This window comes from Mitsuaria sp. GD03876 (genome assembly GCF_029840635.1).
Classification (GTDB): Bacteria; Pseudomonadota; Gammaproteobacteria; order Burkholderiales; family Burkholderiaceae_C; genus Roseateles.
On the sequence record NZ_JAOCCU010000001.1, the window covers coordinates 181,755 to 201,093 of the forward strand.

At 67.3% G+C, this 19,339-nt stretch carries 21 protein-coding genes; 10 read left to right on the forward strand and 11 right to left on the reverse strand.

Translation table 11 applies throughout. From position 1 onward, the window contains the following. Positions 1-6: 6 nt before the first annotated feature. From N5D62_RS00875 to N5D62_RS00895, 5 genes are all read left to right on the forward strand, one after another. On the forward strand, positions 7-597 hold the full coding sequence (locus tag N5D62_RS00875; protein ID WP_279755451.1) for an alpha/beta hydrolase: 591 nt from the start codon (positions 7-9) through the stop codon (positions 595-597). Between the two features lie 32 nt (positions 598-629). Continuing rightward, on the forward strand, positions 630-1,538 hold the full coding sequence (locus N5D62_RS00880; protein ID WP_279755453.1) for a ParB/RepB/Spo0J family partition protein: 909 nt from the start codon (positions 630-632) through the stop codon (positions 1,536-1,538). 404 nt (positions 1,539-1,942) lie between these two features. Beyond that, positions 1,943-3,865, forward strand: a complete 1,923-nt coding sequence (locus N5D62_RS00885) for a PrkA family serine protein kinase (protein ID WP_279755454.1) — start codon at positions 1,943-1,945, stop codon at positions 3,863-3,865. A 75-nt stretch (positions 3,866-3,940) separates the two neighbouring features. Next, positions 3,941-5,230, forward strand: a complete 1,290-nt coding sequence (locus N5D62_RS00890) for a YeaH/YhbH family protein (protein ID WP_279755455.1) — start codon at positions 3,941-3,943, stop codon at positions 5,228-5,230. 113 nt (positions 5,231-5,343) lie between these two features. Then, the gene (locus N5D62_RS00895) at positions 5,344-6,852 is read left to right on the forward strand and encodes a SpoVR family protein (RefSeq protein WP_279755605.1); all 1,509 of its coding nucleotides are present in this window, start codon (positions 5,344-5,346) and stop codon (positions 6,850-6,852) included. A gap of 131 nt (positions 6,853-6,983) precedes the next feature. Here the strand turns inward: N5D62_RS00895 and N5D62_RS00900 are convergent, their stop codons facing one another. Then, a complete protein-coding gene (locus tag N5D62_RS00900) occupies positions 6,984-8,417 on the reverse strand; it encodes an FAD-linked oxidase C-terminal domain-containing protein (RefSeq protein WP_279755456.1) in 1,434 nt (477 codons plus the stop codon). 176 nt (positions 8,418-8,593) lie between these two features. Here N5D62_RS00900 and N5D62_RS00905 point away from each other — a divergent pair, with 176 nt between their 5' ends. Continuing rightward, the gene (locus N5D62_RS00905) at positions 8,594-8,902 is read left to right on the forward strand and encodes a hypothetical protein (protein ID WP_279755457.1); all 309 of its coding nucleotides are present in this window, start codon (positions 8,594-8,596) and stop codon (positions 8,900-8,902) included. Between the two features lie 67 nt (positions 8,903-8,969). Beyond that, positions 8,970-9,596 (forward strand): cob(I)yrinic acid a,c-diamide adenosyltransferase, encoded by a 627-nt coding sequence (locus N5D62_RS00910; protein WP_279755458.1) that lies wholly within the window; start codon positions 8,970-8,972, stop codon positions 9,594-9,596. A gap of 43 nt (positions 9,597-9,639) precedes the next feature. Here N5D62_RS00910 and N5D62_RS00915 read toward each other — a convergent pair whose 3' ends face one another. Continuing rightward, positions 9,640-10,620, reverse strand: coding sequence for a WYL domain-containing protein (locus tag N5D62_RS00915; RefSeq protein ID WP_279755461.1), 981 nt, complete (start codon positions 10,618-10,620; stop codon positions 9,640-9,642). Positions 10,621-10,770: 150 nt separating this feature from the next. On the opposite strand from N5D62_RS00915, the gene N5D62_RS00920 reads away from it, so the two are divergent. Continuing rightward, positions 10,771-11,859, forward strand: coding sequence for a hypothetical protein (locus tag N5D62_RS00920; RefSeq protein WP_279755463.1), 1,089 nt, complete (start codon positions 10,771-10,773; stop codon positions 11,857-11,859). 9 nt (positions 11,860-11,868) lie between these two features. Here N5D62_RS00920 and N5D62_RS00925 read toward each other — a convergent pair whose 3' ends face one another. From N5D62_RS00925 to N5D62_RS00965, 9 genes are all read right to left on the reverse strand, one after another. Further along, positions 11,869-12,087 (reverse strand): hypothetical protein, encoded by a 219-nt coding sequence (locus tag N5D62_RS00925; protein WP_279755464.1) that lies wholly within the window; start codon positions 12,085-12,087, stop codon positions 11,869-11,871. 15 nt (positions 12,088-12,102) lie between these two features. Next, positions 12,103-12,585, reverse strand: a complete 483-nt coding sequence (locus N5D62_RS00930) for a PIN domain-containing protein (RefSeq protein WP_279755465.1) — start codon at positions 12,583-12,585, stop codon at positions 12,103-12,105. Then, a complete protein-coding gene (locus N5D62_RS00935; RefSeq protein ID WP_279755466.1) occupies positions 12,582-13,004 on the reverse strand; it encodes an AbrB/MazE/SpoVT family DNA-binding domain-containing protein in 423 nt (140 codons plus the stop codon). Before N5D62_RS00935 ends, N5D62_RS00930 begins: the two co-directional genes overlap by 4 nt. 3 nt (positions 13,005-13,007) lie before the next feature. After that, positions 13,008-13,526, reverse strand: a complete 519-nt coding sequence (locus N5D62_RS00940) for a GNAT family N-acetyltransferase (protein ID WP_279755467.1) — start codon at positions 13,524-13,526, stop codon at positions 13,008-13,010. Positions 13,527-13,702: 176 nt separating this feature from the next. Then, on the reverse strand, positions 13,703-14,365 hold the full coding sequence (locus N5D62_RS00945) for a 3'-5' exonuclease (protein ID WP_279755469.1): 663 nt from the start codon (positions 14,363-14,365) through the stop codon (positions 13,703-13,705). Next, positions 14,362-14,676, reverse strand: coding sequence for a nucleotide pyrophosphohydrolase (locus tag N5D62_RS00950; protein WP_279755470.1), 315 nt, complete (start codon positions 14,674-14,676; stop codon positions 14,362-14,364). Before N5D62_RS00950 ends, N5D62_RS00945 begins: the two co-directional genes overlap by 4 nt. A 386-nt stretch (positions 14,677-15,062) precedes the next feature. Then, positions 15,063-15,710: a 7-carboxy-7-deazaguanine synthase gene (queE, locus tag N5D62_RS00955; protein ID WP_279755472.1), complete on the reverse strand. Its 648-nt coding sequence runs from the start codon at positions 15,708-15,710 to the stop codon at positions 15,063-15,065. Then, on the reverse strand, positions 15,707-16,819 hold the full coding sequence (locus N5D62_RS00960) for a 6-carboxytetrahydropterin synthase (protein ID WP_279755473.1): 1,113 nt from the start codon (positions 16,817-16,819) through the stop codon (positions 15,707-15,709). Before N5D62_RS00960 ends, queE begins: the two co-directional genes overlap by 4 nt. 341 nt (positions 16,820-17,160) lie before the next feature. After that, entirely contained in the window at positions 17,161-18,201 is a 1,041-nt protein-coding gene (locus N5D62_RS00965; RefSeq protein WP_279755474.1) for a S1/P1 nuclease, read from the reverse strand. Between the two features lie 198 nt (positions 18,202-18,399). On the opposite strand from N5D62_RS00965, the gene N5D62_RS00970 reads away from it, so the two are divergent. Then, positions 18,400-18,618 (forward strand): molybdopterin-binding protein, encoded by a 219-nt coding sequence (locus N5D62_RS00970; RefSeq protein ID WP_279755475.1) that lies wholly within the window; start codon positions 18,400-18,402, stop codon positions 18,616-18,618. 20 nt (positions 18,619-18,638) lie between these two features. Further along, positions 18,639-19,259: an alpha/beta hydrolase gene (locus N5D62_RS00975; RefSeq protein WP_279755476.1), complete on the forward strand. Its 621-nt coding sequence runs from the start codon at positions 18,639-18,641 to the stop codon at positions 19,257-19,259. Positions 19,260-19,339: the final 80 nt, after the last annotated feature.

Sequence of the window (19,339 nt, forward strand, 5' to 3'; positions counted from 1 at the left end):
CAACAGATGTCACAGCACCCCCTCGCGACGAATGACCTCGAGGTTCCCGCCCTCGATCGCCTCGTCTTCCTGCTGCCGGGCTGGCTGAACTCCGACCCCGACCACTGGCAAAGCGAATGGCAGCGGCGCCACGGCGACACCCGCGTCGAGCAGAACGACTGGGAATGGCCCCGGCGTGGCGACTGGATGGCCCGGCTGGACGAGGTCCTTCAGCAGGAGGCGCGCCTGAACGAGCGCCCGGCGCTGCTGGTGGCGCACAGCCTGGGTTGCCAGCTGGTGGCGGCCTGGGCGGACCATTCGGCGCACACGCGGCGGGTGGCCGGCGCGCTGCTGGTCGCGCCGCCGGACACCGAGCGCGAGGACACCCCGCCGCAGCTGCACAACTGGCGGCCGATCCGCCGTCCGCGGCTGCCCTTCCCCTCGATCGTCGTCGCCTCGAGCGACGATCCCTTCTGCCGCCCCGAGCGCGCCGCCGGCATGGCGGCGGACTGGGGCGCGGAATTCGTCCTGGCCGGCGCGCTGGGCCATCTCAACGCGGCGTCGGGCCTGGGCGCCTGGCCCGAGGGCCGCGCGATGCTGCGGCGACTGGCCGACTGACCCGGCGCCGGAATCACGGAGAATCGCGCCCCATGGCGACAAAGAAACCCAAGGGCCTGGGCATGGGCCTGGAGGCCCTGCTCGGCCCCAAAGTGAGCGACGCACCGGCGGTGCGCGAAGGCGAACCCGGCGTGCTGCCGCTGGCGCAGATGCAGGCCGGCAAGTACCAGCCGCGCACGCGCATGGACGAGGGCTCGTTGTACGAGCTGGCCGAGAGCATCAAGGCGCAAGGGATCATGCAGCCGATCCTGGTGCGGCCGATCGCGCCCAACGGCGCGGTCCGCTACGAGATCATCGCGGGCGAACGGCGCTTCCGCGCCGCGAAGCTGGCCGGGCTGGCCGAGGTGCCGGTGCTGGTCAAGCCGGTCCCGGACGAGGCCGCCGCGGCGATGGCGCTGATCGAGAACATCCAGCGCGAGGACCTCAACGCGCTGGAAGAGGCGCAGGGCCTGAAGCGGCTGGTCGACGAGTTCGGCCTGACCCACGACCAGGCGGCGCAGGCGGTGGGCCGCTCGCGCAGCGCGGCGTCCAACCTGCTGCGCCTGCTGAACCTGGCCGAGCCGGTGCAGAACATGCTGATGGCCGGCGACATCGACATGGGCCACGCGCGCGCGCTGCTGGCGCTGGACGGTGCTCACCAGATCACCAGCGCGACCGAGATCGCGGCCAAGAAGCTCAGCGTGCGCGACGCGGAGAAGCTCGTCCAGCGCCAGCAGGGCGCGGGCCGGCAGGCCCCGCTGCTGCGCGTCAAGGCTGGCAAGAGCCGCGACGTGCTGCGGCTCGAGGAAGAGCTGTCGGACCTGCTGACGGCGCAGGTGGAAATCCGCGTCAAGAAGAAGACCAAGCGCGGCGAGCAAGGCGAGGTCGCGATCAGCTTCGGATCGCTGGACGAATTGAACGGCTTGCTGCAAAAGCTGCGTCCGGACGACGCCGCCGAATAAGGCGTCCGCCGACGCCCAAACCGGGAGGATGGCACGCGGGATGCGTGCTGTCTTCTGCGTACTTCCCACAGGTGCCTCATACCAGGGGGAACCGTCAACTTCCGTGCTTCACAGACGTTGCATGAGGGAGTACAACGGGGTCATGTCTTGCTATCGCGCAACGTTGTCGATGGGCGTAGCATGACTCCAAAGCCTCGCCGCCCACGAGGTTGTCCTGCCCCCCGGGACATCGGGCGGTGGACTTTGCGCCAGCATGGGCTGGCCGTTTGCTGAATGCACGCTGAGCTCGGAAAGCTCTGATGACGCCTTGAGTCATGGACGTCGCCAGAACTTCCTGGACGATGCGAGGTCCGTTGTCGCACGGACGCGCGTCGCCTCCCCCACGAACTACTCTGGAGGTCAGCATGGATGTGATCAGCCATTTCGCGGCTCGCTACGAACGCAGCAAGGTCGAGGAACTCACGCTCGAGGAGTACCTGGACGAGTGCAAGCGCAATCCCCTCGCCTACGCCACCGCGGCCGAGCGCATGCTCAAGGCCATCGGCGAGCCGCAGATGCTGGACACGCGCAACGACCCGCGGCTGTCGCGCATCTTCCAGAACAAGGTCATCAAGATCTATCCCGCCTTCGCCGAGTTCTTCGGCATGGAGGACGCGATCGAGCAGGTGGTCAGCTACTTCCGCCACGCGGCGCAGGGGCTGGAGGAAAAGAAGCAGATCCTCTACCTGCTGGGCCCGGTGGGCGGCGGCAAGAGCTCGATCGCCGAGCGGCTCAAGCAGCTGATGGAGCACGTGCCCTTCTACGCGCTCAAGGACAGCCCGGTGAACGAGAGCCCGCTCGGGCTGTTCGATCCGGTCGAGGACGGTCCGCTGCTCGAGCGCGAGTACGGCATCCCGCGCCGTTACCTGAACCGCATCCTGAGCCCCTGGGCGGTGAAGCGGCTGGACGAGTTCGGCGGCGACATCCGCAAGTTCAAGGTCATCAAGCGGCTGCCGAGCGTGCTCAAGCAGGTCGGCGTCGCCAAGACCGAGCCTGGCGACGAGAACAACCAGGACATCAGCTCGCTGGTGGGCAAGGTCGACATCCGCAAGCTCGAGACCTACGCGCAGGACGATCCCGATGCCTACAGCTTCTCCGGCGGCCTGTGCCTGGCCAACCAGGGCCTGCTGGAATTCGTCGAGATGTTCAAGGCGCCGATCAAGGTGCTGCATCCGCTGCTGACGGCGACGCAGGAAGGCAACTTCAAGGGCACCGAGGGCTTTGGCGCGATCCCCTTCGACGGCATCGTGCTGGCGCACAGCAACGAGAGCGAGTGGAAGACCTTCCGCAATAACAAGAACAACGAGGCTTTCCTCGACCGCATCTACATCGTCAAGGTGCCCTACTGCCTGCGTGTCAGCGAGGAAGTGAAGATCTACGAGAAGCTGATCCGCAACTCGTCGCTGGCCGAGGCCAAGTGCGCGCCCGGGACGCTGAAGATGATGGCGCAGTTCGCGGTGCTGACACGGCTGAAGGATCCGGAGAACTCCAGCGCCTTCAGCAAGATGCAGATCTATGACGGCGAGAACCTGAAGGACACCGACCCGAAGGCCAAGTCGATCCAGGAGTACCGCGACTACGCCGGCGTCGACGAGGGCATGGCCGGCATCTCCACGCGCTTCGCCTACAAGATCCTGTCCAAGGTCTTCAACTTCGACTCGACCGAGGTCGCCGCCAATCCGGTGCACCTGATGTACGTGCTGGAGCAGCAGATCGAGCGCGAGCAGTTCCCGCAGGAGGCCGAGCAGAAGTTCGTCGGCTTCATCAAGGAGGTACTGTCGCCGCGCTATGCCGAATTCATCGGCAAGGAGATCCAGACTGCCTACCTGGAAAGCTACAGCGAGTACGGCCAGAACATCTTCGACCGCTACGTGACCTACGCCGATTACTGGATCCAGGACCAGGAGTACCGCGACACCGACACCGGCGAGGTGTTCGACCGCTCGGCGCTGAATGCGGAGCTCGAGAAGATCGAGAAGCCCGCGGGCATCAGCAATCCGAAGGATTTCCGCAACGAGATCGTGAACTTCGTGCTGCGGGCGCGGGCCAACAACGCCGGCAAGAACCCGACGTGGACCAGCTACGAGAAGCTGCGCACGGTGATCGAGAAGAAGATGTTCTCCAACACCGAGGAGCTGCTGCCGGTGATCAGCTTCAACGCCAAGGCCAGCGCCGACGAGGCGAAGAAGCACGAGAACTTCGTGCAGCGCATGGTCGACAAGGGCTACACGCCCAAGCAGGTCCGGCTGCTGTGCGAGTGGTACCTGCGGGTCAGGAAGTCGAGCTGACGACGCGACAGGCCCCGCGCGGCGCCCGGCAACGGCGCGCGCGGGGCGGACACGACGAGAACCAGCGAGGTCCCCATGACCGGCCTTCAACAAATCATCGATAGACGGCTGTCGGGCAAGAACAAGTCGATCGGCAATCGCGAGCGCTTCCTGCGCCGCTACCGAGACCAGATCCGCGACGCGGTGCGGCGCGCCGTCGACAAGCGCGGCATCCGCGACATGGAGCGCGGCGAGGACGTGCACATCCCCAAGCGCGACCTGAGCGAGCCCGTCTTCAGCCACGGCGACGGCGGCATCCGCGAGGTCGTCCGGCCCGGCAACACCGAGCACATCAAGGGCGACCGCATCGGCAAGCCGCAAGGCGGCCAGGGCGGCGGCGGCGGATCGCAGGCGAGCGATTCCGGCGAGGGCGAGGACGATTTCGTCTTCCACCTCAGCAAGGAGGAGTTCATGCAGGTCTTCTTCGAGGACCTGGCGCTGCCCAACCTGGCGCGCACGACGCTGGCCGAGACGCCGGAGTACAAGACCGTGCGCGCCGGCTACGTCACCGACGGCACGCCGACCAACCTGCATGTGGTGCGCTCGATGCGCGGCGCGCTGGGGCGGCGCATCGCGCTGGGCATGGACAAGCGGCGCGAGCTGAGCGAGCTCGAGACCCGGCTGCAGACGCTGCGCCAGGAAGAGGACATCCGCCGCCCCGAGATCCAGGCGCTGATCGCCGAGACCGAGGCCCGCATCGTGCTGCTGCGCCAGCGCATCGGCGCGATCCCCTTCCTCGATCCGATCGACCTGCGCTTCCGCAACCGGATCAAGGTGCCGCAGCCGACGACGCGGGCGGTGATGTTCTGCCTGATGGACGTGTCGGGCTCGATGGACGAGAGCCGCAAGGACCTGGCCAAGCGCTTCTTCATCCTGCTGTACCTGTTCCTGACGCGGCACTACGAGAAGATCGAGGTCGTCTTCATCCGCCACCACACGCAGGCGCAGGAGGTCGACGAGCAGAACTTCTTCCACGCGACCGAGACCGGCGGGACGGTGGTGTCGTCGGCGCTGGTGATGATGGAAGAAATCATCCGCGCGCGGTATCCGGCCGGCGACTGGAACATCTACGGCGCCCAGGCCAGCGACGGCGACAACTGGCACCACGACAGCGGCCGCTGCCGCGAGCTGCTGGCCGACAAGATCCTCCCGCTGTGCCGCTACTACGCCTACGTGCAGGTGGCGGAAGCCGAGCAGAACCTGTGGGAGGAGTACGCGAAGCTCGAGGAAGACGTGCGGCACTTCGCGATGCGCAAGGCCGTCGAGGTGGCGCAGATCTACCCCGTCTTCCGCGACCTGTTCAAGAAGGAAGGGGCCACCGCATGAGCGCGGGACCGGAGGACATGACCATGAGCAGCCTGGAAAACCGTCGCAACGTGGGCATGGGCGTCGGCGCCAACGAGTACGGCGGCCGCCGCGCGCGGGCGCCGCTGACCAAGATGCGTCCGCTGGAAAAGCGGCCCGAGCGCCCGCTGGCCTCGCCCAGCGACTGGACCTTCGAACTGGTCGAGGAGTACCACGAGGTCATCCGCCAGACCGCCGAGCGCTATGGGCTGGACACCTATCCGAACCAGCTCGAGGTGATCACCGCCGAGCAGATGATGGATGCCTACGCGTCGGTCGGCATGCCGGTGAACTACCGGCACTGGAGCTACGGCAAGGAGTTCATCGCCACCGAGCGCCACTACAAGCGCGGCCAGATGGGCCTGGCCTACGAGATCGTCATCAACTCCGATCCGTGCATCGCCTACCTGATGGAGGAGAACACGATGGCGATGCAGGCGCTGGTCATCGCGCATGCCTGCTACGGTCATAACAGCTTCTTCAAGAACAACTACCTGTTCCGGATGTGGACCGATGCGTCGTCGATCATCGATTACCTGGTCTACGCGAAGAACTACGTCGCCGACTGCGAGCAGCGCCACGGCCTGGACGCGGTGGAGTCGACGCTGGATTCTTGCCACGCGCTGATGAACCACGGGGTCGACCGCTACCGGCGCCCGGCCAAGCTGTCGCTGGCACAGGAACAGACGATGCGCAAGGACCGCGAGGCCTACGCGCAGCAGCAGGTCAACGACATGTGGCGCACGCTGCCGCGGCGTCCGGAGGACGAGGCCAAGGCGGAGGAGAAGCGCCGCTTCCCCGACGAGCCGCAGGAGAACCTGCTGTATTTCATCGAGAAGAACGCGCCGCTGCTGGAGCCGTGGCAGCGGGAGATCGTGCGCATCGTCCGCAAGATCGCGCAGTACTTCTATCCCCAGCGCCAGACGCAGGTGATGAACGAGGGCTGGGCGACGTTCTGGCATCACAAGCTGCTCAACACCATGTACGACGACGGTTACCTGTCGGACGGGATGATGATCGAGTGGCTGAAGTCGCACACCAACGTGGTGGCGCAGCCGCCGATGGCGCAGATCAATCCGTATGCGCTGGGATTCGCGATGTACACGGACATCAAGCGCATCTGCGAGCACCCGACCGACGAGGACCGCGAATGGTTTCCGGCGATCGCCGGCAGCGACTGGCTGCCGACGCTGGATCACGCGATGCGCAACTTCAAGGACGAGAGCTTCATCGCGCAGTACCTGAGTCCGAAGCTGATGCGGGACTTCCGGTTGTTCTCGATCCTGGACGATGAACACCAGGCGGAGTACGAGATCTCGGCGATCCACGACGAGCAGGGCTACCAGCATGTCCGCGAGGCCTTGTCGCGACAGTACGACCTGTCCACGCGCGAGCCCAACATCCAGGTGTGGAACGTGAACCTGCGCGGCGACCGTTCACTGACGCTGCGCCATCAACAACACCTGGACCGTCCCTTGCATGACGACGCCCAGGAAGTGATGAAGCACGTGGCCCGCCTCTGGGGCTTCGGCGTGCAACTGGAGAGCGTGAACGCTCGCGGCGACGTCACCAAGCGCTGGAGCGTCCCTGCTCCGCAGCATTGAGTCGCACCACACGACGCAGTACCTCTCGTCGAGTCACCGGAAGCGGGGCCGGGGTCGACGATTTTTGGAGCCTGCGAGAAGTATGAGGAGACCCCGGCCCCGATTCTGGTGACGGGCGCAGTGCTGGCTTTTCAGCCGAAGATCTTCCCCGGATTCATGATGTTGTTCGGATCGAGCGCCTGCTTGAGCGCTCGCATCTGATCGATGGCGCCGTCGCCGGCTTCCTGGCGGAGGAAGTCCTGTTTGTGGAGCCCGATGCCGTGTTCTCCGGTGCAGGTGCCTTCGAGCGCGATGGCGCGGGCGACCATGCGTGCGCTGAGTTGTTCGGCGGTTTCGCGTTCCGCGGGAATGGCGGGGTCGATCAGGTAGCCCATGTGGAAGTTCCCATCGCCCACGTGGCCGACGATGAAGTAAGGCAGTCCGCTGGCCTCGACCTCTTCCACCGACGCGTTGATGGACGCCGCGAGCTGCGAGATCGGCACGCAGGTATCGGTCGTCACCGCGCGGCACCCTGGTTTCATCTGCAACGCGGACAGGTAGGCGTGATGCCGCGCCGTCCACAGGCGGGTCCGCTCTTCCGGCGTGGTCGCCCATTCGAAGTCGGTACCGCCGTGTTCCGCGGCGATTTCCTGCACCGTCGCTGCCTGCTCCGCGACCCCGGCGTCAGAGCCGTGGAATTCCATCAGCAGCATGGGGGCCTCGCGCAGCGTGAGCTTGTCGTGGCGATTGACCGCCCGCACCGCATGCGCGTCGAGCAGCTCGCAACGGGCGATCGGCACGCCCATCTGGATGATGGCGATGGTGGTTTGCACGGCCGCGTCGATGGTCTCGAAGGAGCACACCGCGGCTGACACTGCTTCGGGCAGCGGGTACAGCCGCAGCGTGATCTCGCAGATCGCGCCGAGCGTCCCTTCGCTGCCGACGTACAACCGCGTCAGGTCATAGCCGGCGCTGCTCTTGCGCGCCCTTGAGCCGGTGCGGATCAAGCGGCCGTCCGGGGTCGCGACCGTCAGGCCGAGGACGTTTTCCTTCATCGTCCCGTAGCGCACCGCGTTGGTCCCGCTGGCGCGGGTCGCCGACATCCCGCCGATCGACGCATCCGCGCCCGGATCGATCGGGAAGAACAGCCCTTGGTGCCGGATCTCGGTATTGAGCTGGTTGCGGGTCACGCCCGCCTGCACCGTCACGGTCAGGTCCTCGGCGTTGATGCTCAGGATCCGCTTCATCCGCGACAGGTCGAGGCTGACGCCGCCCTGCACCGCCAGCAGGTGGCCTTCGAGCGACGTGCCCGCGCCGTAGGGGATCACCGGCACCCGATGCGCGTTGGCCAGCGCCAGCACCTCGGCCACCTCCTCGTTGCTCTCGGCGAACACCACCGCCTCCGGCGGCGGCACGTCGAAGGGCGACTCGTCGCGGCCGTGCTGCTCCCGCAAGGCCATCGCGGTGCTGCAGCGCTCGCCGAAGCGCGCCTTCAGCGCCTCCAGCATCGCCGCGGGCATCGGCCGCGGCGCGTAGGCCGGCTGGTGCGTGGCCAGGGAATCACCGGGTTCTCGGGGCGCGTTCATCTCGGTCTCCTGATCCCGCGCGGTCCGCGTCGCCATCGACCCGGCCGGGGTGTCTCCGATCGATTTTAGGAAGGGCTGTCGCCGCATTCGCGGGCGTCGTCGCGCTTGCGCCGCGACCCGCACAGTGACAGCATCGTCAGACCGCGCGCAGCGTCGCGCGACACAAGGAGGCCGTCATGTCCCACCTGTGGTTATGGTCGATCTGGGCGCTGCTGCTGGCGCTGCTGGTGCTCGCGAGCCTGCGCGTCGACTGGCTCAAGGTCTGGTGGATGGACCAGCTCCGCCACCTGCCGGGCGAGTCGCCCGACGACATCGATCCCGGCCAGCCCGCCGGCACCGCTGAACCCGGCCAGCGCCGGACGGCGCCGCACATGCCGCGGCCGGTCGGCATTCCCAGACACACGGTGCACGATATCCACGGCCACGCCGCGGCGCTGACGCACCACCATCGTCCCGCCTTCCACCGCAGCGGCAGCCGCCACTGACGCCTCCCTTGCCGGAGTTGCGGCAAGATGCCGGGTTTGCACTTCCGCAGCCCGCGCGGCATCCGCCATGGCCAATCGACTTTCCCAGATCGCGACCCGCACCGGCGACGACGGCACCACCGGCCTCGGCGACGGCAGCCGTGTCCCCAAGGACCATCTGCGCGTGCAGGCGATGGGCGACGTGGATGAATTGAATTCCCAGATCGGCGTGCTGCTCGCCGAACCGCTACCCGACGACGTCCGCGACCTGCTGGTCACGATCCAGCATGAGCTGTTCAACCTGGGCGGTGAACTCTGCATGCCGGGCTACAGCCTGCTGAAGGAGGCGGCGGTCCTGCACCTGGACCAGGCGCTGGCCGACCACAACGCCGCCCTGCCCCGCCTGGCGGAATTCATCCTGCCCGCCGGCACCCGCAGCGCCGCGATCGCGCATGTCTGCCGCACGATTGCGCGGCGCGCCGAACGGGCGGTCGTCACGCTGGCCGCGACCGAGACGATCAACGTGGCGCCGCGCCACTACCTGAACCGGTTGTCGGATCTTCTGTTCGTGCTGGCCCGCGTGCTCAACCGGGCCAACCTCGACGGCAAGGGCGGCGACGACGTCTATTGGAAGAGCGAACGCCTGGCCCGCTACGAGGCCGAGGACGCCAAGGACGGCGCGGACGCCCAGGAACCGGCCGGAAACGCCTCCTGAGGCCGTTTCGAAGCCAAGGTGGCCCTCCGGCCCCAGCCCGGCCTCAGGCCACGGCCGCCGCGGCGCTGGTGAGCCGCCTGGCGTAGGCCTCGCGCAGCGCCGGCGGCGACACCACCTCGACCTGCCCCGCATGCCGCAGCAGGTCCATCAGCAGCTCCGTCGCGTCGACGAAGGGCAGTTCCAGCTGCCAGCGCCCGTCCGGCAGCCAGGCGCTGCGCTGCGACGGGTGCCATTCCTCGCTCGAGACCCAGGCGGCGATCTGATCGCTGAAGATCACCGTCGCCCATTGCGGATCGCCGCCGGCGAAGATCCCGTAGCCCTGGTCGAGCTCCCCTTCGAGTTCCTTCAACGGCAGGCTGCGCGCCGACGTGCCGTCGAGCACCGCCGCATCCTCCATCGCATCGAGCGCGAACCGTCTCAGCCCGTCACTGGCATGGCACCACGCATCCAGGTACCACGTGTTCCGGTAATGCACCAGGCGCTGCGGTGAGACCTCGCGTTCGCTGACCGATCCACCGCCTGGTCCGCGCTTGCGATAGCGCAGCTTGAGCCGCTGCCGCTTCACGACGGCGCTGCCCACGGTCTCGAAGTGCTCCGACGGCACGCGTCGCCGCGCCGTCGAGATCAGCTTGATGCGGCGCGTCATCTCCTGCGCCTCCACCGCGTCGCCGCCCAGCATGCCGGTGAGCTTGTCCAGCATCGGCTGCAGGTGGCGGCTCAGCAGCCCGTTCTCGTCGAGCCCGGCCATCATCTGATGCATGGTCAGCAGCGCGTGCAGCTCCTTCTCGCTGAACCACACGCCGGGCAGCTCGTGCCGCTGGCCGCGCCACTGCTGGCCGAAGCGATAGCCGTTCTCGGCGGCGTCGTACTCGATCGGCGCATCCATCCGCTCGCGCAGGTACTGCAGGTCGCGCTTGAGCGTCGCCGGCGACACCTCGAGCAACTCGCGCATCTCCGCGAAGCTCACGCAGCCGCGGCTGCGGATCAGCATCTCGATCTTGTAGAAGCGCTCCGTCCGATCCATGGACCCTCCTGACAGATTTGGGTCGGCCGACACCATGTTTTCGTTGGCCGATCCGTGGGTGGCTCATTCTATGAGCCAGCTCGCTTGAATACTTGATCCCAAGACTGAATCACCGGTCCCCCAGGTCCTCACGTGTTCAAGGAGAACTCCATGGCCGCCACGATCCACCGCCACGCCGACGACATCACCGTCCAGCAACTGTCCCTGCCGATGACCGCGGTCGAGGCCCGGGACGGCGCGACCGACGAGGCGGGCGCCTCGAGCCACGAACGCGTCGGTTTCGAACTGGGCTGGGACTACGCCCATCACGGGCTGACGCCGCCGGTGGAGCAACTCTTCCGCCAATCGCCGCTGCAACAGGGCTGGCAACTGGGCCGGTCGACCTTCGGCGCCCGCACGCTGAAGTCGCATCGTCACACGCAGCTGTGGCTGTCGCTGCGCCTGCATGCCTGGCAGCGCGGCCGCAGCTTCGAGACGCTGCTGGTCACGCCCAACTACCTGCAGCAGCTGGACACCACCCACTGCCCCATCAGCCGCCTGCACTTCAGCGACGAGCAGGACCATCCGCAGCGCCGCTCGATCGACCGTGTCCGCGACGACGCCGGTTACGCGGCGGGCAACCTGGTCCTGATGAGCCATGCCGCCAACGTCGCCAAGCTGGACCGGGGCTGGCAGCAATGCTGGGCGATGGCGCAGAGCCTGCGCCAGGGGCCGATGACGATGGCCGGCGGCCTGAACGCCGAAGGCTGGGAACGGATGGCGATCCTGGCGAGCTTCGTCACGCCGATGTCGCATGACCTGGCGGCGACGCTGCCGATGCTGGTGCTGCCGCCGAACCGGCTGCGGATGTTCAACCCGGTGCAGGCCTTGCAGGCCCTGGTCACCCGCCAGCTCGCGACGCCAGGTTGGAGCCAGCGCCTGACACGGCTCGAGGCGCTGATGGCGCCGCAACAGCGCGCGGATTTCTCGAAGTTCGTACTGGCGCTGGTCCCGCGCGTGCTGCGTTGCCAATCGCTGAGCGACCCGATGGAGATCCGTTGGGCGCTCGAGGAAGCCTGGCGCGATCCGCTGCTGCAGAAGCGTTGGACGCACTTCGCGCAACAACTGACCCCCGAGCAGGCCGAGACGCTGGTCCAGCGTGCCGCGAACAAGCGCTTGAGCACCGTCCGCGTGCAAAGCCACGCGGCGGCCACCGACGGGTGGGCGCTCGAGCGTCAGGGCTTTCGCACGGCGGCGTGATCGACGCGATCAGCCGGGCAAGCCGAGATGGAGTTTTTCAAGACCGCCGTTCTGGTCCTGGAGCGCGACGTGATAACCGCGTTCCTTGAACCAGTTCGCCCAATTGCGGGCGAGTGATTTCTCCGGCAGCCAGGGGCCGGTGCGGTCCATGTGGACACGATTGCCGCGGCGTTCGTAGAACACCACGCGCCACATGTTGGAGGGGATGCGATCGTGGAAGCTGCTCATAAGCAGCCGCGGAATCTAGCAAAGCAGCGTGTCGCTTTGGGAGGGGGGCAACACCTGGAACCAGGCCGAGATCGCACGGACCGTGCAGAGTTGCCGGGCCACCTGGCCACGACTGTTCGCAGACCATTCCGACAGGTGCTTGTCATCGCACAACAGCAGCGATGCGTGGCCCTGGATCGCGAGTTCGATCAGCGATTGCTTGTCGTCGGCCAGGCCGGCGATGCGCGTGCCGCGCACCGGTTTCACGACCTCCGCGTACGGCAGGAAATCGGCGAGCAATTCCTGCTGCTGCGCGGTGGACAGGCCGAGCTTCGGATAGGCCAGCGCGCGCATCAGCGTCGCGGCGAGCTCGGGGCTCACCAGCGGGGACAGCAGGTGCTGTTGCCAGGCGCGGCGCAGGCCGAGGGCCTCCCCTTCCGAGATCAGCAGCGCGCGCAGGATCCATGACGGATCGATGACGGCGCGCAGTGGCGCCGCCGGTTTGGATCGACGCGTCATGCGGCCTTTGCCGCCTTGCGCTTGCCCGCCGCGCGAACCGGCTTCGCGGCCGGCGTGGCGGCGCGCTTGGACGGCGTCTTGGCGGCGGCGGTCTTCGCCTTCACCGAGGGGCTCTTCGCCGCGGGAGGCTTCGCCCCGCGCTTGCGCGCCGGCTTCGCCGTCACCGCGGTCTTGGCGCCCTTGGCCTTCCCGGCGGGCGCGGCCTTCGACGCGAAGGCCATCGCCTGGGCCACCAGCTCATCACCGAGCTCGAGTTCCGCCAGCTTGGCCCGCACCGCGTCGCCGCGCTGGATGCGCACCGGCGTCAGCAGCACCTGGCCGGCCTGCAGCACCACCTCGAAGTACTGCACCGGACCCAGCTTGTCGGTGACGCTCTTGGGCAGGGTCAGCTGGTTCTTGGACGTCAGCTTCGCCAGCACGGATCAGACCAGCGAACGTTGCAGGCGCAGCTGCTCCAGCGGCTTGCCCTCGACGTCCACCGCCTTGACGCTGTCCGACTCGGCGCGGAAGCCGGCGATCTCGAAGAAGCGCATCGCGCGCTCGTTGTTCTTGTAGGTCCACAGCGTGACGCGGGTGCAGCCTTCTTCCTGAAGACCTTCCTGCGCCGCCTCGACCAGCGCCTGGCCGACGCCCTTGTCCCAATGCGACGGCGCGGCGTACATGGCCCAGATCTCGCCGGTGGTCGACGGCGTGCCCTTGTCGCGGGAACGGTCGAAGCCGACGAAGCCCATCACCTCGTTGTCCAGGTGCGCGACCAGCACCTGGGGCTCGCACATGTTGATGGCCTCGCGCCAGTAGGCCTGGCGCTGGGCGACGGACAGCCCGTTCAGGGCGGTATCGGGCCAGAACTCCCTGTACGCATCCTGAGCGGAACTCACCTGGATCTGGGCGATGGCCTTGGCATCACGCAGCGTGGCCGGGCGAATCTGAATACTCGACATACCTTGAGAACTAACGCAATTCGGGAAAGGGCGGGATTGTCCCAGTCAATGCGGCCAAACGGGCACCTTGACAGTAAATGTTTTGCTGACCTCCGATCGACGCGGACCGCGCCGCATCGACGACGCCGCGAAGTTCACGCGATGCGAACTTCAGGTCGGCGCCACGGGGTGTCGGGTCAGACGAGGGAGTCCTGCAAGTGGCGGCGCAGGTCGCGGGCGTAACCGGTCGCCGCCTTGTGCCACTGGGGCCGCGCGACGGCTTGCAATCGCAGCAGCAGCTCGTGTTCGACGCTCAGTTCACCGAGAAATTCGCCGAGTTCAACCCCGATGTCGCGCTGCATCCGCTGCACCAGTTGCGCGGTCGTCAACGCGTCGGCGAGTGCCCGGTGCGCGCGGCCGTTGTCCGGCAGCCGGTGATAGCGGGCGAGCGTGCCGAGCTTGCAGTTCGGCGATTCCGGATAGAGGCGCCGAGCCAGTTTCACGGTACAGGCGAACTCGGGCGCGATCCGCGGCGCGGCGCCGGCGCGGTCGAGTTCATGCAGCCAGAAGCCGCGATCGAATCCCGCGTTGTGCGCGACGAAGCCGCAGCCTTCGGTGAACTCGGCGACCTCGCGCATGACGACCGCGGCATCGGGCGCGTCCTCGAGCATCTCGTTGCTGATGCCGGTCAGGCTCTGGATCATCGGCGGGATCCACGCGCCGGTGTTCATGAGGCTCTGGTACTGGCCGACGACCTCGCCGTCGCGCAGCAGCACCGCGCCGATCTCGGTGGCGCGGCCGCCGCCCTGCGGCGAGTTGCCGGTGGTCTCGAAGTCGATGACGGCGATGGTGCGTTTCATGCGGTCGGGGCGGGGTACTTCGTCGCGTTCATCGCGATCTTGCGCTCGACCGCCGCCGGCACGTCGACACCGGCGCGGTCCGCGATCTGCAGCAGGTACATCAGCACGTCGGCGATCTCCTCGCCGAGGTGACGGTGCTCGTCGGGCGACAGCCGCTGCGACTCCTCGGCGGTCTTCCACTGGAAGATCTCGACGAGCTCGGCCGACTCCACGACCAGCGCCATGGCCAGGTTCTTCGGCGTGAGGTACGGGTCCCAGTCGCGGGCTGCGGCGAAGTCGCGCAGCCGCCGTTGCAGGTCGGCAATGTCCATGGGTCGGCAGTGTGCAAGTCCGTCGCCAGCGGCTCAAGCGCCGTGTGCGCTGTGAGCGCGCCACAGCAACGCCGCAAAGAAATTTCCTGCCTCTCTTTTCAACATCAAGGTTTTATAGATCTCTCTGGTCGTCTTAGTAGAGCGGGCCGTTTTCTGTGGACAAGTCTGAATTCTTCATGAGAACCAAGGACTTGCCTCGATCACAACCATGTGCGCGGAGGGCCTGGTTGCCGCTGCATGAACAGACAACAAGACCGTCGGGACCCGGTCGCGCTGTGGAGAACCGCCCGGTTGCGAGAAAGTTTTCCACAGCCTTGTTGGCTTTACAGCGCTGACCGGATTGCGCTAGCGCGCCGCGGGAATGGGGATAACTTCCCCCGCGGCGTTCAATCGATCCCCACCACCTTGTGCATCTGGATCGACAGCTTCCATTGCGGATGGGCCATGCAATAGGCGATCGCCGCCTTGGTGTTCTGCTTCTGCAGCACCGAGTCCATCGGCTGGAGGAAGAAGTGGTCGAAGGCCAGGCCGGCGAAGCGCTCGGGCTGGGCCAGCGGCTGTGGATAAACCAGCTTCAACTCGTTGCCGCGGGTCAGCACGACCTCGGCGTCCGCTTTCGGGCTGACGCAGATCCAGTCCAGGCCTTCGGGCGCGGGCTGCGTGCCGTTGGTCTCGACGGCGATCTCGAAACCCAGCGCCTTCAGCGCGGTGATCAGCGGTCCGTCCAGCTGCAGCAGCGGCTCGCCGCCGGTGCACACGACGTAGGGCGTGCCGGTGCGGCGGCCCTGCTCGTCGGTCGGCCACTTCGCGGCGATCGCCTCGGCGAGCGCGTCGGCCGAGGCGAACTTGCCGCCGCCCTGCCCGTCCGTGCCGACGAAGTCGGTGTCGCAGAAGGTGCAGACGGCGCCGGCGCGGTCCTGCTCGCGGCCGCTCCACAGGTTGCAGCCGGCGAAACGGCAGAACACGGCCGCGCGGCCGGCCTGGGCGCCCTCGCCCTGCAGCGTGTAGAACATTTCCTTGACGGCGTAGGTCATACCGGGATCAGCTCCTCGAACGGACCGTGGCTGACGATGGCGCCGCTGCCGCGGGTCTCGAACAGGTCGACGCGCTCCAGCGGCTCGAGCTTGGCCTTGGCCTCCTTCAGCACCCACGCGGCCAGGCTGGCGGTGTCCGAATCGGGCAGGCCGGCGAGTTCGTGCAGCGGGTGGTGGTCCATCGCCTTGAAGATCGGGTTGAACAGCTCCTTCACGTCGCCGAAGTCCATCGCCCAGCCGTGGACCTGGTCCAGCGGCGCGCTCAGGTGCAGGCGCAGCGTGAAGGTGTGGCCGTGGATGCCGGCCAGCGGATGGTCCGCCGGCGCGCGCTTGAGCTTGACCGCGCTGTCCAGGGTGAATTCCTTCCAGATCCGGTAGCGCTCGCCGTCGAAGTTGGCGCCGCTGGAGCCGGTCTCGTAGACGGTGACCCAGCTCAGCTCGGGCAGCTGCGGCTTGAGCCGCGCCCACAGCCAGGACGAGATCAGCTCGCTGGTCGGGTTCGACAGGCCCTCGATCTCGTTGAGGCACTGGTAGTTCAGCTGCGCGTGGAACGGCGCCCACAGCGCGTCCAGGTGGTCGTAGTCGATGCTCAGGTCGCGTTCGCCGAGGTCCTGGTTGGCGTGCAGGATCAGCTCGAAGCCGTGGCCGTGCATGCGGCCGCACTTGTGGCCCATCGGGACGTTGGGCAGTTGGTGGGCGGCCTGGAAGCGATAGCGGCGCCAGACATGCGCGTGGCCGTTGGCGTCCAGGTCGACGCCGGAATGCGTGGTGCTGTGGATGCCGACCTGGGTGATGCCGGGGACCTGGAACTCGGTCTCCAGGCGATGGCGGATCCAGCGGGCGATGTTCTCGTCGGTCGGCTGGGGGATGTGCTGGTTCAGCAGCGCATGGTCCAGCGGGGCGACGCAGCGTTCGAGGCAGTCACGCAGCGCGTGGACCTCGCCGCCGGGGAACGGTGCCCAGCCGGCGGGCAATTCGGCGCGGACGGTGGCCAGGTAGCTGTGGCCGTGCAGGCCGCGGGCGCGATGTCCGGGGGGGAGCGCGTCGATCTGACACGCTGACTCGAAACCCGCCGAAGCGGTGAAAAGAGAGGCGGGGGAAGAAGACATCCCGAGAGTGTGACACGCCGGCTTTTCTTATCCCTTTATGTTGAATATCTCTCTGGTCGTATTGGTAGGTGTTGGCGGGTTTGTGTGGACAACGACCGAATTGCTTGTCGCATCAACGACTTGCGAACAGGGCAACGATGTGGGCGGGACCCGGGGGAACGGCGGGATGAAACGACAACAAGTTCGCCGGGACCGGTTCGGCTGTGGACAACCCGGCAGTTGTTCAGCGCGCATCCCCAGGGTTGTGCACAGCCCCGCCATCAAGACCAAATCGCCCGTGAGGGCGAAAAAATGCCCCGCATCGCGGGGCTTCGTCATTCAGTCCAGGTGAATCTGCCGGATCACTTCTTGTCCGGCCAGATGCTGCGCAGCAGCTGCGCCAGGCGGGCGCCGCCCTTGATGACGTTCAGCCGCGTCTGCTCCAGGCTGCGGGCCTCGTACCCCGCCGGCGGCGTGGCCAGCCAGCGCGGGCCGCGCAGGCTCTGCTGCCGGGGACCGAAATTCATGCCGTCGAACGCGTCGCGCGCGCCCAGCAGCGATTCGCTCGCCCACAACACCGGCCAGTCGTCCGGATTGCCCGTCGCCGGCGCCACGTCCTTGGCCAACGCCGGCATCGCCCCCAGCTGCTCCGGGCTCAGGCGGCCCGGCAGGCCGTCCCAGTAGCTGTGGAGGTTGCCGCCCGGCGTGCCATCCGGCCGCGGCAGCGTGATCGCATTGGCGCCGACCGTGTGCGTCTGCGCGTCGGCGCCCTGCTTGTCCGGGTCGTACGGCTTGCCGTCCGCGTCCAGGTAGAGCGAGCCCATGTGCAGCGGCTGATGCATGTCGCCCAACGCATGCACCACCAGCGCCAGCGCGTCGCGTTCGGTGAAATCCATCGGCGGGGTCTGCTTGCCGGTGCGCAGCACCAGCACCGCGGCCTTCAGCGCCGGCACGATGTCGTGATCGCTGGTGCCGATCGCGCCCGGCACGTACCGGCCCCGCTGGATCGCGACGTTCGCGTAGTGGTACTGCTTGTTGCAGGACTCCTCGCCCGGCTTGGGCTCGCACTGCTCGAAGTTGCGCTTCACGTAATCGCGCATCCGGGCTTCTTCCTCGGCGTTGTTCTCGAACACCGCGCACTCCGGGAACCGGCCGGTCGCCGCGTACTTGAAGTCGTTCCCGGTGTCGATGCCCTTCACGCAGTCGTCCCACACCGCGATGTCGCGCAGCGAGACCGGACCCAGGATGCGCTGGACCTCCGCCTCGGCGCGATGGCCCTTGATCAGCTGGGCGGCGATCTCGCCGACCGTGTTGTGGCCGACCGCGCCGAAGCCGAAAGCCTGGCCGCAGCACGCCGCCAGCAGCGACAACGCGGCCAGGCCGCGGGTGATGGAAACGCTCATGTCGTCGAACCTGTCTCGAGGGATCGCGGATTGTGCATGTCGCTCGATGACAGGCCGCAACGGAGATTCCCGCGTCCGCCGGCCGGCCGGGCGCATCTCGCCATATGCGCCGGCCGCATGTGCATCGGCAAAGCGCTTCGTTCGGCAAATGAGCGCGGCTGCCTAAGCTGACCCTCACCTTTTCAGGAGCCCCACCCCATGAGCATCACCGCCATCAATGTCCGCAACCAGTTCCGCGGCACCATCAAGGAGATCGTCGAAGGCCCGGTCGTGTCGGAGGTCGACGTGCAGACCGCCGGCGGGCTGATCGTGACGTCGGTGATCACGACGCGCTCGGTGAAGGAACTCCATCTGACCGTCGGCAAGGAAGTCGTGGCGCTGGTGAAGTCCACCGAGGTGTCGATCGCCACGCTCTGACCCCGAGGCAGGAGACCGCCATGGCGCTCTACCCCCATCGCGCGGCGCACCGCACCGGCAGCGCCGAACCCCGCCTGCTGATCATCCCGGGCCTGCACGACAGCGGCCCGGCGCATTGGCAAAGTTGGCTGGAGCAGCAGTACCGCGACGCGCACCGGGTGCGCCAGCGCGATTTCAGCCGGCCCGAGCTCGAGCGCTGGTCCGACCGGATCCAGGCGCGGATCGAGAACGCGGGCCCGGGCGAGTGGATCGCCGTGGCGCACAGCTTCGGCTGCCTGGCGCTGGCGCATCACCTGCAGCGGCATCCGGATTCCCCGGTGCGCGAGGCGCTGCTGGTGGCGCCGGCCGAGCCGGAAAAATTCGGCCTGGCGGAGAGCCTGCCGCACCAGCGCCTGGGTCGGCCGACGGCGCTGATCGCCAGCCAGAACGACCCGTGGATGAGCGCCTCCAGCGCTTTGCGCTGGGCCACGAGATGGGGCAGCAGCTACAGCAACATCGGCCAGGTCGGCCACATCAACACCGAGTCCGGCTTCGGGCCGTTCCCGCTGGCCAAGCGTTGGGTCGAAGCCGCCCGCGCCCGGGCCGCGCGCGAACGCCGGCCCGACCACGCCAGCATCCTGGAGTGGTCGTTCTCGGTCTGACCCTCTCGACGCCCTCCTCGCCTCGGCCGCCCTTGCGGGGAATCCCTGTCAGGGGCGCGGAGTCTCGCGTCCGACACGTT